Genomic DNA, 15,595 nt, shown 5'->3' on the forward strand with positions numbered 1-15,595 from the left:
CAACGCCGTACGAAATAGCTACTCTCCGAAGAAATTACGAGGGGCCAGGGTGTGACCTGCCGCTCGAGGTCGGAGGTCGAAGTGAAATCCACCAGATGGGCAGCGTTATTGGTGACGGCCGCGTTGGCGATAGGCCTGACGGCCTGTTCGTCCGACGGGGACGACGCGGCGGCGGGCGTGGTGACCGCGAACGGCGGTGAGCCGCAACATCCGCTCGTGCCGACGAACACCAACGAGAACCAGGGCGGGCGCGTGGTCGACCGCCTGTTCGCCGGGCTGAAGTATTACGACGCCGACGGTAAGGCCCACAACGAGGTCGCCGAGGCCATCGAGTCGGCCGATCGGCGGCACTATCGAATCACCCTCGAACCGGGGTGGACGTTCACCGACGGCACCGCGGTGACCGCGAAATCGTTTGTGGACGCGTGGAATTACGGCGCGCTGAGCACCAATGCGCAACTGCAGAGCTGGATTTTCGCCTCGATCGTCGGCTACGACGAGGTATCGGTGGATCCGCCCAAGGCGCAGACGATGTCGGGGCTGAAGGTGGTCGACGAGCGCACGTTCACCGTCGATCTCACCCGCCCGTCGATCGATTTCGAACTCTCCCTCGGCTTCACGCCGTTCTTCCCGCTGCCCGAGGTCGCGTATCGGGATATGAAAGCGTTCGGTGAGCGTCCGGTCGGCAACGGTCCTTACAAGTTCGCGAACGACAATGCCTGGCAGCACAATGTGCAGATCGATCTCGCGCCCAATCCGGATTATCGCGGCAACCGTCCGGCCAAGAACAAAGGGCTGCGGTTCGTGATGTACGCGACCTACGAGACCGCGTACGCGGACCTGCTGGCCGGCAACCTCGACCTGCTCGACACCATCCCCGACAACGCGCTGACCAGCTTCAACTCCGACCTCAGCGACCGCGCCATCCACAAGGCGACGGCGCGCTACGAGCACATCGGATTCCAGCCCACCGTCCCGCATTTCGGCGGCGCGGAGGGCGTGCTGCGCCGCAAAGCGATCTCGCTGTCCATCAATCGCCAGCAGATCGCCGACACCATCTGGCACGGAACCAAGGTTCCGGCAAAGGATTTCACCTCGGCCAGCCTGCCCGGCTACAACGGCAGCCTGCCCGGTGTGGAACTGCTCGCGTACAACCCGGACGAGGCGCGGCGACTCTGGGAGCAGGCCAACGCCATCGCGCCGTGGACGGGCCGCTTCGAGATCGCCTACAACGCCGACGGCGGCCATCAAGCCTGGATCGAGGCCGTCGCGAACAGCGTCAAGAACACCCTCGGCATCGATGCCCTGGGCGCGCCCTACCCCACGTTCAAGCCGCTGCGGGACGCGATCACCGGTAAATCCATCCGCACCGCGTTCCGCAACGCCTGGCAGGGCGACTACCCGACGATGCTGAATTTCCTAATGCCGCAGTATCTCTCCGATTCGGCGAGCAACGACATCGGCTACGTCAACCCGGAATTCGACAAGATCATCGCGACCGCGCTGGCCGCGCCCACCCCGGAGGAGTCCTACGCGCACATCGCGAAGGCGCAGGCCATCCTGTTCCAGGACATGCCCGACATTCCCGTGTTCGACGACAACAACAATGCGGGGCATTCGGACAAGGTGCGGCAGGCGAAGCTGACCTGGAACGGTCTGTTCGCCTACGAAGGCGTCGAAAACTAGTCCTCGGCAGGTGAACCGGCGTAGCCGGACAAACGACGGCCGGTCGGTCCCAGGGGGATCGACCGGCCGTCGCCTGCGGCGGGAAGCCGCTGCGTCAGAAGGAGCAGTCCGTGGGACGACCCGCCCAGCCGCCCTTCAGGAATCGGATCACGGCGCAGAAGATGTCCGCCGACGACCCCTGGACGTACGTCGCGGTCGAGGTCGTGTTCGCCGGTGCGGCAACGGGTTCCGCCGCGGCCAGTCCGGCCGGCGCGAGCAGGCCCGCCGTCAGGGCGGCGACAACGATGAGCTTTTTCACAACAGTGTCCTCTTCGTCGGAGACAAGAACACGATCCATGATTGCGCGCGGTGGGCGGTACCCCAGCTTTGGGGGGTCTAGAACAGTCGACGCGCACCCCACCAAATGAGCTGGGCCGGGAATCAGCTGGTCGCGGTGGCGGCGTAGCGGCGCGCCAAAAGGGCGAAAGCTGCTGTCAGCTCGGCAGGCCCGACGACCTCGATATCGGTGTCGAACATCCCGATCGCGGTGGCCAGGGCGGGCCATGACCAAGAGCCCAGCACGACTCGGCAGCGGTCCGGACCGAGGTCCTCGACTATCCCGTCGTGCAGGAACGGTGACACCTCGGCAGCGGGCCGAGCCAGGATCACCTCGCCCAGGCAGGGCCAGCCCCCCGAGCCATCGGAACCGGCGAACCGGCTCGCGACGAAGGCGGCCACGTTCGCACCGGGCAGGTCGCGAGGGACGAAGCGCGGGCCGGTCGGGGTGCGTGGCGAGATCCGGTCGGCGCGGAAGATCCGCCAGTCGTCGCGGTCCAGGTCCCACGCCACGAGGTACCAACGGCCACCCCGGGTGACCAGATGGTGTGGCTCCACTCGCCGCGGCGGAGTAACCGGGGACGTGCCCGCACCGGCGTAGTCGAAGCGCAGCACCTCGCGGGCATGCACGGCCGCGCTGATCGCCAGCAAAACCGCACTGTCGAGCGATGGTGCGGCGGGGTGCTCGACCGCGGTGACCTGAAGGGTGTCGATGCGGTGTCGCAGCCGTGCGGGCAGCACCTGGCGGATGGTGTGCAACGCCCGCACCGCGCCCTCCTCGATACCCGCCCCGGCCGTGGTGGCCATCTGGAGAGCCACGGTCAGTGCGACGGCTTGTTCGTCGTCGAACAGCAGCGGCGGCAGTTGTGTGCCCGCGCCGAGCCGGTATCCGCCGTCCGGTCCCTTGGTGGTCACGATGGGGTAGCCGAGTTCGCGCAGGCGGTCGATGTCGCGGCGCACGGTGCGCGGACTGACCTCCAGCCGCTCGGCCAGCAAGGTTCCCGGCCAGTCCCGACGCGCCTGCAGCAGCGACAGCAACGTGAGCAGCCGCGCGGAAGTCTTCGGCATATTTCGATTCTGCCGGAAGTAGCGGACACAACCTGACCGCTTCTCTTGCGACCGTGGTCTCGGCAGCAAGTCGACACAGAGGAGCAAGCATGTCCGTCACGACCACCACCCATCTGAACTTCCGCGGCGACGCACGCGCGGCGCTGGAGTTCTACCAGTCCGTGTTCGGTGGCCACCTTGCCGTCGCCACGTACAAGGACGCCGGGAACGTCGAAGACGAGTCCGCGGCCGACCAGGTGATGTGGGGACAGGTACTGGCCGAGAACGGCTTTCACGTCATGGCCTACGACGTGCCCGCACGGACGGGCTACGACCGGGGCGAGAATTCGTTCTTCGTTTCCCTGCGCGGCGAGAGCGTCGAGGAGATCACCGGCTACTGGGAAACACTCCGCGCCGACGCGACCATCGTGGTCCCGCTGGGACCGGCGGGTTGGGCGCCCGCCTACGGGATGCTGCGCGACCGCTTCGGTGTCGTCTGGGTTCTCGATGTCGTCAGCGGATACAACGGATAGCACCACGTCACGAGGGGCGGGAGACCTGCGCCCGCTCCGGGCGGCCGATCGAGCGAAAGGACACCACGGTGAGAACACACAACAGCGGACGGGTCGCTCACGGCGGCATGATCGGATGACGATACTGACGACCCGGGCGCTCAACCGGGCCACGCTCGCCCGGCAAATGCTGCTCGACCGTGCCGAGATATCCGCGCTCGACGCCGTCGCCCACCTGTGCGGACTGCAAGCGCAAGAGCCGCAGGAACCGTTCCTCGGCCTCTGGTCGCGAGTGCGCGCGTTCGAGCCGGCCGCGCTCGATGAGCTGCTCACCGAGCGCCGGGTGGTGCGCCTGCACCTCATGCGCCGCACCGTCCACCTGCTCACCGCCGACGACGCGCTGGCCTGGCGGCCTCGCCACCACGCCATGCTGTGCCAGCGCGTGCTCGGGACCTACCGCCGCGAACTGGCCGGCGTGGATCTGGCCGAACTCGAGGCGGCGGGCAGCGCGCTGCTGGCCGACGGTGAACCGCGCACGATGGCCGAACTAGCGCGGGCACTCACCGGCCGCTGGCCGACACCGGGACCGCGAGCGCTGGGTGAAATCCTGATCGCCGCCCTCATCCCGACGGTGCAACTGCCCCCGCGCGGGCTGTGGCGCGCGAAAGCGGGAGCACGCTATCAGCCGCTGGCCATGTGGCTGGGCCGCCCGCTCGCCCCGCTTCCCGACGATGCCGATCCGGTCGGCCGCGAGCTGGTCCGGCGCTACCTGGCCGCCTTCGGACCGGCGGCCTCGGCCGACCTGCGTGCCTGGTGCGGCCTGGCCGGACTGCCCGCCGCGGTGGGCGCGGTCCGTGCCGAGCTGGTGACCTTCCGCGACGAACGCGGGCGCGAGCTGCTCGACCTCCCGGACGCGCCCCGCCCCGACCCGGACACCCCTGCCCCCGTGCGCTTCCTACCCGCGTTCGACAACGCGATCCTCGGCTATCACGACCGCAGCCGGATCATCGACGACGAGCACCGCGGCCTGTCGGTCGCCGGTGCGCGCGTCGTGCTGGTCGACGGCCGGGTCGCGGCCACGTGGACCGAGGAGGCGGGCACCGTGCACGTCGCCCCGCTGCGCCGCCTGTCCCGGGCCGAGTCCACCGCCGTCGCCGAGCAGGGCCGGGAACTCGCATTGTTCCTCTCCGACAAGGACAGTCAGCGCGTCGAGGTCGCAACGCCTGCGCGCTGATCGGTCTCGCGAAAAGGCCGCGGGCATCCTGGTGTGGCGTTCAACCCCGCGCGTTCTGGTCCAGCCAAGTCTTTATGTAGTCGAGCACTTTCGGGTCGGTGGTGGTCTCGGTTCTCGCGTATTCATCCGGCATGCCGGTGACCGCTGGTTGCATGAGATGATTCACGCCCTCGAAGGTGTGCACGGTCGCCTTCGAGTTGCCTGCCAGCAGTGCACGCATCAGTGGGTCATTGACCGCAGCCTCGACCTGTACGTCTTTGGTTCCGAAAAGGGCAAGGACGGGGACGCGCAAAGCGCGCAACGCGGGCGCGGGGTCGTAAGTCGACTGAGCCGCATATTCCTGGTTGATCGACTTGTCGATATCTTCGTCACGGGATTGTTCGGCCTCCGGAAGTCGCCGATTCGCGTCGCGCGCGTTTCGTCGCGCCTCGTCGAAATTGCCGGCTCGAAGAAGATCGCATTCGGTTTGCACGGCAGCGTCACTCGCCGCCAGTCGGTCGGGGGAGGTCGTCCCGGTCGCCTGCAGCTGCACCCGCATCTGATGTTCGAGGACTTCGCATCCGTGCTGCGCCGGTCCCGCCATCAGCACGGTGAACGCGACCTTGTCGGGTGCCTGCTGCGCTACCAGCGGCGCCAGGGAGCCGCCCTGGCTGTGCCCCAGCACGCCGATGCGATCGCGATCGATATCCGATCGTTCACGCAGATAAGAGATTTGCGCGAGCACATCCGAGGCGATATCGGCGTAGGTGGCCTCGCTTTTGTCCCCGGTGCTCGCGCCGACCCCGCGATCGTCGGACCGCAGGACCGCATACCCGGCCCGGGTCAACGCATCGGCGATGACGAGAAAAGGCTTGTGTGCCGCGAACTCTTCGTCACGAGTCTGCTTGCCACCGCCGGGTACCAGAACCACCGCGGGAAACGGGCCTTTTCGATCGGGAACAGTGAGGGTGCCACCGATGGTGATTCCATTGTTGCGCACTGTCACGTCGGTCGAATGATAAGGCGCGTCAGGTTTTTCATCCGACAAAGCACACCCCGCCACCACCGCCGACAGTAACAACGCTACAAGGGCAAGCCCACCCCTGCTGGCGACAAATGCCATATCGACTCGCCGTCCCTTTCCGCCTCGATTCCTGCACGGACTGTAAGCGCGCCCATTCACCCCGCACATCCGGGAACACCCGGAGGTTCACCAGTAGATTCCGTGCCATCGCGCGGCGCTTCTGCCGCCCACCGCCGGGTGCGGTGGGCGCTGCCCGATGGTCTCGATCTGCGCTGGTAGCGTCGGTTTCGTGACGACCACAGTCGACCCGTACCTCGGATTCGGCGGGGACGCGCGGCGGGTGATGGCGCGCTGCCGGGTGCTGCTCGGCGGGCGCACGGTACGCGGACTGGTCCTGAACCTATGACGGACGAACTCGACGACCGATTGGACCGGATCGGCCAGCATCATTTCCGCGCGAAGTTCCGGCTGCGCGGGCGCGACCGCGCGGTGGTCGACCTGCGCGGGATCACGACCGTCCGCAAGCACGCGGAGGACCTGATCGCCCGCAGGCTGGCCCCGGCCGAACCGCGCAACGACGGCAAACAGACGCCCTACCGCGGACATCCCGTCTTCGTCGCCCAGCACGCCACCGCCACGTGCTGTCGCACCTGCCTCGCCCGCTGGCACGACATCCCCGCCGGGCGCGAACTCGACGCCGCCGAACGTGCCTACGTCGTCGACGCGATCTGCCGATGGATCGTGCGACAGTACGCCCCGAATCAACCGCCGCCCTGACCGATGCGAGCCTATTGCTCTCCGTCGCAAGGAATTTCATCGGCCCGATGGCAGGGATCCGTCGATCCCCGCCACCGCCTGGTCGATTCGTCGCGTGATCAGCCGAGCGTGAGCGTCGCGCGTCCCGTGAGGTGTTCCAGGTCCACATTCTGCGGATACACCTGGGAGTACGTGTCGATCCACGCCTCCACCTTCCCGGCACCCGGCGCCATACCGATGCCGGTGATCACGTTGTCCGGCATGCCGACGACGGAGGTGCCTTCGACACGTTGGGACTGTCCGCTGGTGAGGCCGGTGTCGACGTTGCGCCAGTGCACGGTCAGGTGATAGCCCCCGCAGAACTCCCCGGTCTGCGTGATCTTCACCCGAACGCCGAACGCGCCGGACTGCGGCTGCGGCACCGTCTCGGCATTGATGATCGCGGCACAATTGGGCCCCGGCACCCGTGTGAGGGTCGAGGTGAACTGCGCCACCGGATCGTCAGGGTTGGCGCCGGCGCTCCCGGCGAGCCCACTCATTCCGGCCACCATCACTGCTGCGACGACGCCCGTACGGAACGTGAACCGTTGTAAGGAAACATATTTCAGACTCATGTCCCGTCTGTCGCCCTTCGCCCGAGCGGCGTTAGCCCGCCCCGAGCCCTCAAACTCAGGGGCTGGACAACTCCGCCACCGGGATTTGGCGCCCCTGCAAGAATGGCGCCGATGCGCACACCGCTGCCGTATTTCGTTGCCGCGCGGGCACTGAGCATTCTCGGTGACCGCGTCACCGACATCGTCCTGCCACTGGCGGTGCTCGCCGCCTCCGGGTCCGCGGTCACGGCGGGCGTGGTCGGTGCGGCGGCCCAACTCCCGCAGATCCTGGCCGCGTTGCCCGTCGGCGCCTTGGTGGATCGCCACGAGCGCAAGACCTTGCTGGTGACCGCCGACATTGTGCGCGCGGTCGTCTATGTGGCGATCGGAGCGGAGGTGGTGCTGGGCGCGGCCCGGCTGCTGCCGCTGGTACTGCTCGCACTGCTGGCCGGCGCCGGGGACGCGGTATTCCACGCCGCAGCAGGCAGCTACCTACCCAGCCTGGTCGCCGACCGAGAACTCATGCGCGCCAACGGCTTCGTGGAAGGCGCTGACGCCGCCGCGACGCTGACCGGTCCGGCCGCCGGCGGTTGGCTACTGCAATCGCTGGGCCCGCTGGTGGCTTTCGTGACCAACGCGGCGAGCTTCGTGATCTCGGCGCTGCTGCTCGCCCGGTTGCCGAAGAACACCCCGGTCTCCGGGAAATACGGCGACGAATCGGTGCTGGCCGGTTTGCGGCTGGTATGGCGCAACAGCGCACAGGCGAGGCTCCTGGCAGGCGCGTGCTATCTGAATCTGCTTGCCGCCGCGTCGTTCCTGCCGCTGCTGGTGCGTGCCGACGACGAACTGCACCTGACACCGCTCACCATCGGTCTCATCGTTTCGGCCTCGGGTATCGGCGGGCTGATCAGCAGCTTCGTCCTCGCCCGGTACTGCGACACCGTCCGATGGCCTTTGGTGCTGGCCGCGGTGCTGGCGGTCGACGGCGGCGCGGTCGGAGTGCTCGCGGTGTTCGATGCACCGCTGTGGCTGGCGGCGACGGTACTGGTCGTGGACGGCGCGTCCGCGCTGGGCTTCATCGTCGTCGCAACAGTCCGTCAGCGCATCACCCCGAATGTCTTGCGCGGCCGGGTGATATCGGCGAACACCGCCGCGACGGCCACGGTCCGCATGCTCGCCCTGGCACTGACCGGCGCGCTGATCGAGTTGGCCGGTCCTCGGGCGGTGCTGCTCGGTCTGGCGGTGTCGGCACTGCCGTTCATCGCCCTGCTCGGCTCGATGGACCGCCCGGCCGAGCCCGACTCGGTCCTAAATCGGTGATTACCCCGATGCGGGCATCGCCGGGACGGCATAGGCTGCTGAGTGGGGCCGGAAACATCAACGGGCCAACGTTTTCCGAACGGGTCGGGGGGCGACGTGATAGGTAATCGCCGGTGGTCGATGACCGCTACTGTGCTGTATGTCGTGTGGGGCGTGCTGCATATGGGGCTCGGCTTGTCCATGGTGATCGGCGACCTCGCCGACGGTGTGCCCGGTACCGAATCGGCCGCCGAGGGCCTGCTGTACTTCATTTGTGTGACCACGCTCGGCGCGCAGGCCATCTTCGTCGCGGTGACCATGAACCGGGTCAACAGTCGCCTGGGCTTCTGGCTCAACGCCGTCGTACTCGGGGTGGTCGATCTGGCCTTCCTCCTGCTGCTCGCGGCACCCGGTTACGTCGACCTGATCGGCGCGATCGTGGGGCCGGCCGTCTGGGTGCTGGCCACCGTGTGTGCGGCCGTCGCTTTGCGGAGTCCCTCCCCCTGACTTCTCCGCGGCAAGCGGATTGCACTGCCGCGACCGACAAATGGGGGCTTGCACAGCCCGGCCACCACAGCGGCGGAATGGCTGGCCGCCGAGATCGTGCTGGAGGCAGCGCAGCGTTGGCCGCTACTGCTGTATGGATACGACGAAAAGCGCATCACCATAGAGCAATTCGAGCGCCGAGTCGCCCGGTGCGCCCACGATTTGTTCTGGTCCAACCCGAGCCGTTGAACAAACTCACGCAGCGCTGCGGCGCTCGAGGAAGACGGTGTCGCGCCACTGTCCGTCGAGTTGGGCGATGCGTTCGCGCACGCCGAGGGTGCGAAAGCCGGCGGAGTGGTGCAGGGCGATACCGGCGCGGTTCTCCGGGAAGATCGAGGTCTGCAAGGTCCACAGACCTGCTTGGTCGGCGGCGATGACCTGGGTCCGGACCAGGGCTTTGCCGACACCACGTCCTCGCATTCCGGCGGCGACGTAGACCGAGGTTTCGGCGATGCCGCGGTAGCAGTCGCGAGTCGAGACCGGGGCCAGCGCGGCCCAGCCGACAAGTCGCCCGTCGATCTCGGCGACCCACCGGTGTTCGGTCAGCCAGGTGGCGTCGAGGTCGGCGCGGGTGGGGACCTCGGTGTCGAAAGTGGCGTTGCGGGTGGCGATTCCCTCGCCGTAGATGCGCCGCACGGCATCCCAATCGGTATCGGTCATGGCGCGCACGGTGACGTCGTCGGGGATGTCGGCGGGGCAACACGGTTGGGGCGGCAGGACTCCCATGACGGCGTCGGCGGCGTGGGGCAGGCCGGTGCAGCAGGCGGGGTTGACGGTGACGACGGTGCTGGTGCGATCTTTGTGGATGTTGACGAATCCGACGTCGACGAGCTTGCGGACGTGGTGGGACACGGTGGGTTGTCCGACGCCGAGGGCTTCGGCGAGGTCACCGACGGTGATGCCGGCCGGGCGGCCGGCGACGTGGTGCAGCAGCCGGACGCGCGTGGGGTCGGCCAGGCAGGCGAACCAGCTCGCGTAGGTGGTGGCTTCGGCGACCGGGAGCATGTGCACACGGTCGTCGGTGCGCAAGACCGGCATATCCAGCGACGTCATGAACACACTATATCGACGTTCATCAATGGTTGCTTTAATCGATGACTGTCGATACAGTTCGAGCAGCTTCAATCGATGAGCATCGATGAAAGGATGTGCGATGAACGAGCTGCCTGTGGTCGTGGTGGGGGCCGGGCCGATCGGCCTGGCTGCGGCTGCCGAATTACGTGAACGCGGACTGACCACGCTGGTGTTCGAACGCGGCCAGAGCGCGGGGGCGGCGGTCGCCGAATGGAATCACGTGCGACTCTTCTCGCGATGGAGTGAGCTGATCGCCCCGGCCGCACGCCGCCTGCTCGAGTCGACCGGATGGGTCGCCCCGCAAGAGGGTTCCTTCCCGACCGGGCAGCAATGGTCCGGCGACTACCTGATCCCGCTGGCCAAGGCACTCGGCGACGACGTGGTGCACCTGGGTGTCGAGGTGGTGGGTGTGGCGCGACGCGGCCGGGACCGGGTCGTGGACGCCGGACGCGACAGCGAGCCGCTGTCGGTGCGTGTGCGCCATGCCGACGGACGTCAGCAGCGGGTGCCGGCACGTGCGGTGATCGACGCCTCGGGCACGTTCGGCTCACCCAATCCCCTCGGCGGCGACGGGCTGGCCACGCTCGGGGAAACCGCTGCGGCCGAGCAGATTTCCTACCGGGTTCCCGACCTCGACGAAGAAACCGTGCGCGCCCGCCACGCCGGCAAGCACACCGTGATCGCAGGCAGCGGGCACTCGGCGCTGAGTGCGATCGTGGCTTTGGCAGGCTTGGCGAAAGGCGCACCCGGCACCCGGATCAGCTGGGTACTCCGCCGTGGCGAGGTCGGGAATGCTTTCGGCGGCGGCGAGGCCGACCAGCTGCCCGCCCGCGGCGCGCTCGGGCTGCGCGCCAAGGCTGCCATGGACGACGGCCTGCTGGAAGCCGTGACCGGATTCCGTACCGCCGCAGTCGAAACCGCCGCCGAAGGGCAGCTCGTGCTGATCTCCGAAGCCGGGACCCGGCTCGAGGGCGTGGACCGGGTAGTGGCGCTGACCGGATTCCGGCCCGACCTGTCCTGGCTCTCGCAGATCCGCTTGCACCTGGATCCGGTACTCGAGGCTCCGGTGCAGCTGGCTCCACTGATCGATCCCAACGCGCATTCCTGCGGGACGGTGTATCCGCATGGCGTGAAAGAACTTTCGCACCCTGAACCAGGCTTCTACCTGGTTGGGATGAAAAGCTACGGTCGCGCCCCGACCTTTCTCGCGTTGACCGGCTATGAGCAGGTCCGCAGTATCGCCGCTGAACTCGCCGGTGATCACGAGTCGGCGGCGCGAGTAGAGCTGAGTTTGCCCGACACCGGAGTCTGCGGTGGTACAGGCGTTTTCGATGAGCCCGAGACCGGCGTCGCCCCGCTCGTAGTACTCACCGCCGGCGTGCCACAGCCGACAACGCAGACACCGAAGTACTCCGCATGACAAGCCATTACGATGCCCTGGTCATCGGCGCCGGCCAATCCGGCCTCACCGCAACACATCGTCTGCGCCATCGCGGAATGAGCGTCGGACTGTTGGAGGCCGGGGACGAACCCGTCGGGTCCTGGCCGCGTTACTACGACAGCCTCACCCTGTTCTCACCGGCGAAATACAGTGCCCTGCCAGGACTTCCGTTTCCTGGCGACCCTGGCCACTACCCGCACCGTGACGAAGTCGTCGACTATCTGCGCCGCTACGCCACCACCCTCGACGCAGACATCCACACCGGTGCACGGGTTGAGCTCGTCACCCATGACGAGGGCCGGTTCATCGCCCACACCGCGACCGGAGAAACCTTCACTGCGCCGCGCCTGATCGCGGCGACCGGCAGCTTCGGCTCCCCGCGCCTACCCGTCATCGACGGTCAAGACGGCTTCACCGGCACGATCCTGCACGTCGGCGCCTATCGCGCACCCGACGAATTCCAGGGGCAGCGGGTCGTGGTGGTCGGTGCCGGGAACTCCGCAGTCCAGATCGCCGTGGAACTCGCCGGATATACCGAGGTGAGTCTGGCCAGCCGCGCACCGGTGAAGTTCCTGAACCAGCGGCCTTTGGGCCGGGACGTGCATTTCTGGTTCACCGTCACCGGCTTCGACGCCGCACCGATCGGGCTGCTGCTACGCACCCCACCCACTCAACCGGTCCGGGACACCGGCCGCTACCGCGCCGCTCTGGCCGCCGGAAAACCCGCCACCGCACCGATGTTCACCGCTTTGGACACCGACTCGGTGGTGTGGCCTGACGGTGCTCGCACACGAGTCGACACGGTGATATTCGCGACCGGCTACACCCCGCGCTACCCCTACCTCGCGGCAATCGGCGCTCTCACCGACACCGGCACACCTCGCCACCGCCAGGGCGTGTCCACCACCCATCCCGGGCTCGGTTACCTCGGTCTGGAATGGCAGCGCAGCCCCTCGTCGAACTCGTTGCGCGGCGTCGGGCGAGACGCCGCACACCTGGCGCGACGCCTGCATCACCTCGAATCCGTTACACCGCTGCACAACAAGGAGAGAACACGATGAGCACCGACGATACGACCACCCGCGAGCAGGTCCGTGCCCACTATGCCGCCGCGGCTCGTGCGGTCCTGGACCAGACCGCCACCACTACGGCCACGAGTTGTTGCGCGCCGAGCAGCGAAACGACCTCCTGCTGTTCGGGCCCCGTCGAAACCAGCGAGGATCGCTTCGGATCGCGGCTCTACACCGCCCGCGAGCGCAACCAGTTGCCCGCCGACGCCGTAGCCGCCAGCCTCGGCTGCGGCAACCCGGTGCTGGTCGCGGACCTGCATCCCGGCGACACGGTGCTGGATCTCGGTTCCGGCGGCGGCATCGATGTGCTGCTGTCGGCGCGGCGCGTCGGCCCGACCGGCAAAGCTTATGGGCTGGACATGACCGCGGAAATGCTCGCGTTGGCGAATGCGAACGCGCGCGAGGCAGGAGTCCAGAACGCCGAATTCCTCGAAGGCACCATCGAATCCGTGCCGCTCCCGGCGGCGACGGTGGACGTGATCATCTCCAACTGCGTCATCAACCTGTCGACCGACAAATCCGCCGTTTTCGCCGAAGCGCATCGGGTGCTGCGCCCCGGCGGCCGATTCGGCGTCAGCGACGTCGTCGCCGAGGACTCCCTGACACCGGCTCAGCGCGCCGAACGCGGAGACCATGTCGCCTGTATCGCCGGAGCCTTGTCGTTCACCGAATACCGTGACGGCCTCACCGCCGCAGGGTTCACCGATATCGAGATCACCACCACCCACCAGATCGGCGACGGCCTGCACTCAGCGATCATCCGCGCCACCAAACCCCCTGCCGCCACCACGGCCGAGAACGGCACACAAGCGCAACCCTGCTGCGGCACCGCCGCCGAAGCAGCTGCCGAGGGCGCCTGCTGCGGCAGCCGAGCCAAGAAGGACGCGCTCGACTCCGGCGCGAGCTGCTGCGGCTGACCGGTCCGGCGGTGGGCAAGTTCACCGTCCGTTCGCTTGCCTCCGGCTTAGACATTCGTCAATATCGATGTATGTCTAAGTCGGAGTTGCCGCTGACGGTGGTGGCCTCACCTTCGTGTGAGGCCACACCCGTGTCCCGCCAGCCGTTGGCCGCCGCCGAAGTGATCGAATTGGCCGCGCAGTTCAAGGCACTCGCCGACCCGGTGCGGTTGCGGGTGCTCTCAGCCATCGCGTCACGCGCGGGCGGCGAAGCGTGCGTCTGTGACGTATCCGAAGGCATCGACGTCACCCAACCCACCATCTCCCATCACCTCAAGGTGCTGCGTGAAGCCGGGTTGCTGACCAGCGAACGGCGCGCCTCGTGGGTGTACTACCGCGTGGTTCCCCAAGCGCTGCACCATCTCTCGCAGGTCCTGGCCACCGAGGCCGGACAGACGGTGAACGCGTGAGCAGCACCGCCACCGAGCAGCCCGCCGTCGTCGCCAAGCTCTCCACGCTGGACCGGTTCCTGCCGGTGTGGATCGGCGCGGCCATGCTCGCCGGGCTCGCCCTGGGTCGTCTGATCCCCGGCCTCGGTAACGCCCTGAGCGCGGTCGAGATCGACGGTATCTCCCTGCCCATCGCGCTCGGACTGCTGATCATGATGTATCCGGTGCTGGCGAAGGTCCGCTACGACCGCCTCGACACCGTCACCGGCGACCGCAAACTCCTGATCGGTTCGCTGGCATTGAACTGGATCCTCGGCCCGGCCCTGATGTTCGCCCTGGCCTGGCTGCTGCTACCGGATCTACCCGAATACCGGACCGGACTGATCATCGTCGGGCTGGCCCGCTGCATCGCCATGGTCATCATCTGGAACGACCTGGCCTGCGGAGACCGCGAAGCCGCCGCCGTGCTGGTCGCGTTGAACTCGATCTTCCAGGTGATCATGTTCGCTGCGCTGGGCTGGTTCTACCTCTCGGTGCTGCCCGGCTGGCTCGGCCTGGAGCAGACCACCATCGACACCTCACCGTGGCAGATCGGGAAATCGGTGCTGATCTTCCTCGGCATCCCCTTGCTCGCCGGATATCTCACCCGCCGCCTCGGCGAACGCGCCAAAGGCCGGGACTGGTACGAATCGACACTGCTACCGCGCATCGGACCGTGGGCGCTCTACGGGCTGCTGTTCACCATCGTGATTCTGTTTGCGCTGCAAGGCAAACAGATCACCGCCCAACCCCTCGACGTCGTGCGCATCGCGATCCCGCTGCTGGCCTACTTCGCGATCATGTGGGGCGGCGGTTACGCCTTCGGCGCGCTCATGGGTCTCGGCTACGAACGCACCACCACCCTCGCGTTCACCGCCGCGGGCAACAACTTCGAACTCGCCATCGCCGTCGCGATCGCCACCTACGGCGCCACTTCCGGCCAAGCCCTCGCCGGCGTCGTCGGACCACTGATCGAAGTCCCGGTCCTCGTCGGGCTGGTCTATGTCTCTCTAGCCCTGCGTAAACGCTTCCAACCCGACAACTCCGGATTCACCGCCGAGGTACAGCGATGACCACGACACCTGCCGTCCTGTTCGTGTGCGTGCGCAACAGCGGCAAATCACAGATGGCCGCCGGGCTGATGCGCCACGTCGCGCACGGCCGCATCGAGATCCATTCCGCAGGAACCGAACCCGCGGGCTCGCTCAACGAGCTGTCGGTGCAGTCGCTGCTCGAACTCGGCATCGACATCAGCGCCGAGTCGCCCAAACCTATCGACCCCCGCCTGCTGCGCAGGGTCGGGCTGGTCGTCACCCTCGGCCGCCAAGCACACCTGGACCCCGTGGACGGTGTGCGAATCATCAACTGGGACACCGACGAACCCTCCCGACGCGGCATCGAAGGCATGGAACGTATGCGGCTGATCCGCGACGACATCGCCTCCCGCGTCCAGGCCCTGCTCACCGAACTCACCACCCCCGCATAGCCACGACCAATTCGAAAGCCGCACAACAGTGTCCGTCCAGGTGGCTGCCGAGCCACACGGACGGAGACGACGGTGGGTCAGACGGAGGCGGTGGAGATCAGATCGACAAGGGGGTGGGGGTGACTGAGGGGCGACGCGTGGCCCGCGTC

At 67.3% G+C, this 15,595-nt stretch carries 18 protein-coding genes; 13 read left to right on the forward strand and 5 right to left on the reverse strand.

The features are described from left to right. Positions 1-81 precede the first annotated feature (81 nt). Positions 82-1,686 carry a peptide ABC transporter substrate-binding protein gene (locus TY25_RS00850; protein ID WP_226887206.1) on the forward strand — a complete coding sequence of 535 codons (1,605 nt, stop codon included), beginning with the start codon at positions 82-84 and terminating at the stop codon, positions 1,684-1,686. 94 nt (positions 1,687-1,780) lie between these two features. Here TY25_RS00850 and TY25_RS00855 read toward each other — a convergent pair whose 3' ends face one another. Continuing rightward, positions 1,781-1,984, reverse strand: a complete 204-nt coding sequence (locus TY25_RS00855; RefSeq protein ID WP_042253328.1) for a hypothetical protein — start codon at positions 1,982-1,984, stop codon at positions 1,781-1,783. Positions 1,985-2,106: 122 nt separating this feature from the next. Beyond that, positions 2,107-3,069: a helix-turn-helix transcriptional regulator gene (locus tag TY25_RS00860; protein WP_042253329.1), complete on the reverse strand. Its 963-nt coding sequence runs from the start codon at positions 3,067-3,069 to the stop codon at positions 2,107-2,109. Between the two features lie 89 nt (positions 3,070-3,158). On the opposite strand from TY25_RS00860, the gene TY25_RS00865 reads away from it, so the two are divergent. Together TY25_RS00865 and TY25_RS00870 are read left to right on the forward strand one after the other, a co-directional pair. Further along, positions 3,159-3,581 (forward strand): VOC family protein, encoded by a 423-nt coding sequence (locus TY25_RS00865; protein ID WP_042253330.1) that lies wholly within the window; start codon positions 3,159-3,161, stop codon positions 3,579-3,581. 115 nt (positions 3,582-3,696) lie between these two features. Further along, complete coding sequence (locus TY25_RS00870; protein WP_042253331.1) at positions 3,697-4,794, forward strand: winged helix DNA-binding domain-containing protein; 1,098 nt, start codon at positions 3,697-3,699, stop codon at positions 4,792-4,794. A 40-nt stretch (positions 4,795-4,834) separates the two neighbouring features. Here the strand turns inward: TY25_RS00870 and TY25_RS00875 are convergent, their stop codons facing one another. Next, positions 4,835-5,896, reverse strand: a complete 1,062-nt coding sequence (locus TY25_RS00875; RefSeq protein WP_162184176.1) for an alpha/beta hydrolase family protein — start codon at positions 5,894-5,896, stop codon at positions 4,835-4,837. Positions 5,897-6,199: 303 nt separating this feature from the next. Here TY25_RS00875 and TY25_RS00880 point away from each other — a divergent pair, with 303 nt between their 5' ends. Then, a complete protein-coding gene (locus TY25_RS00880; RefSeq protein ID WP_042253332.1) occupies positions 6,200-6,574 on the forward strand; it encodes a DUF4186 domain-containing protein in 375 nt (124 codons plus the stop codon). Between the two features lie 98 nt (positions 6,575-6,672). Here the strand turns inward: TY25_RS00880 and TY25_RS00885 are convergent, their stop codons facing one another. Then, entirely contained in the window at positions 6,673-7,092 is a 420-nt protein-coding gene (locus tag TY25_RS00885; protein ID WP_226887205.1) for a hypothetical protein, read from the reverse strand. Positions 7,093-7,278: 186 nt separating this feature from the next. Between TY25_RS00885 and TY25_RS00890 the strand changes: the two genes are divergently transcribed. The 3 genes from TY25_RS00890 (at position 7,279) to TY25_RS43145 (ending at position 9,180) form a co-directional block, all read left to right on the forward strand. After that, entirely contained in the window at positions 7,279-8,466 is a 1,188-nt protein-coding gene (locus TY25_RS00890; RefSeq protein WP_162184177.1) for an MFS transporter, read from the forward strand. Positions 8,467-8,586: 120 nt separating this feature from the next. Further along, on the forward strand, positions 8,587-8,952 hold the full coding sequence (locus TY25_RS00895) for a hypothetical protein (RefSeq protein WP_226887204.1): 366 nt from the start codon (positions 8,587-8,589) through the stop codon (positions 8,950-8,952). A gap of 48 nt (positions 8,953-9,000) precedes the next feature. Then, complete coding sequence (locus TY25_RS43145) at positions 9,001-9,180, forward strand: hypothetical protein (protein ID WP_042253335.1); 180 nt, start codon at positions 9,001-9,003, stop codon at positions 9,178-9,180. Positions 9,181-9,186: 6 nt separating this feature from the next. Here the strand turns inward: TY25_RS43145 and TY25_RS00905 are convergent, their stop codons facing one another. Then, entirely contained in the window at positions 9,187-10,044 is an 858-nt protein-coding gene (locus TY25_RS00905) for a helix-turn-helix domain-containing GNAT family N-acetyltransferase (protein WP_042253367.1), read from the reverse strand. Positions 10,045-10,144: 100 nt separating this feature from the next. On the opposite strand from TY25_RS00905, the gene TY25_RS00910 reads away from it, so the two are divergent. From TY25_RS00910 to TY25_RS00935, 6 genes are all read left to right on the forward strand, one after another. Beyond that, on the forward strand, positions 10,145-11,485 hold the full coding sequence (locus TY25_RS00910) for an FAD-dependent oxidoreductase (protein ID WP_081868603.1): 1,341 nt from the start codon (positions 10,145-10,147) through the stop codon (positions 11,483-11,485). After that, positions 11,482-12,567 (forward strand): flavin-containing monooxygenase, encoded by a 1,086-nt coding sequence (locus tag TY25_RS00915; RefSeq protein ID WP_042253336.1) that lies wholly within the window; start codon positions 11,482-11,484, stop codon positions 12,565-12,567. Before TY25_RS00910 ends, TY25_RS00915 begins: the two co-directional genes overlap by 4 nt. After that, on the forward strand, positions 12,564-13,493 hold the full coding sequence (gene arsM, locus TY25_RS00920) for an arsenite methyltransferase (protein WP_042253337.1): 930 nt from the start codon (positions 12,564-12,566) through the stop codon (positions 13,491-13,493). The genes TY25_RS00915 and arsM overlap by 4 nt, the downstream gene beginning before the upstream one ends. A 71-nt stretch (positions 13,494-13,564) precedes the next feature. After that, positions 13,565-13,942, forward strand: coding sequence for an ArsR/SmtB family transcription factor (locus TY25_RS00925; RefSeq protein WP_042253338.1), 378 nt, complete (start codon positions 13,565-13,567; stop codon positions 13,940-13,942). Beyond that, positions 13,939-15,033: an ACR3 family arsenite efflux transporter gene (arsB, locus tag TY25_RS00930; protein ID WP_042253339.1), complete on the forward strand. Its 1,095-nt coding sequence runs from the start codon at positions 13,939-13,941 to the stop codon at positions 15,031-15,033. The genes TY25_RS00925 and arsB overlap by 4 nt, the downstream gene beginning before the upstream one ends. Then, complete coding sequence (locus TY25_RS00935) at positions 15,030-15,446, forward strand: arsenate-mycothiol transferase ArsC (RefSeq protein ID WP_042253340.1); 417 nt, start codon at positions 15,030-15,032, stop codon at positions 15,444-15,446. The genes arsB and TY25_RS00935 overlap by 4 nt, the downstream gene beginning before the upstream one ends. The last annotated feature ends 149 nt before the right edge of the window (positions 15,447-15,595 follow it).

This window comes from Nocardia brasiliensis NBRC 14402 (assembly GCF_000308475.2).
In the GTDB taxonomy this organism is placed as follows: domain Bacteria; phylum Actinomycetota; class Actinomycetes; order Mycobacteriales; family Mycobacteriaceae; genus Nocardia; species Nocardia brasiliensis.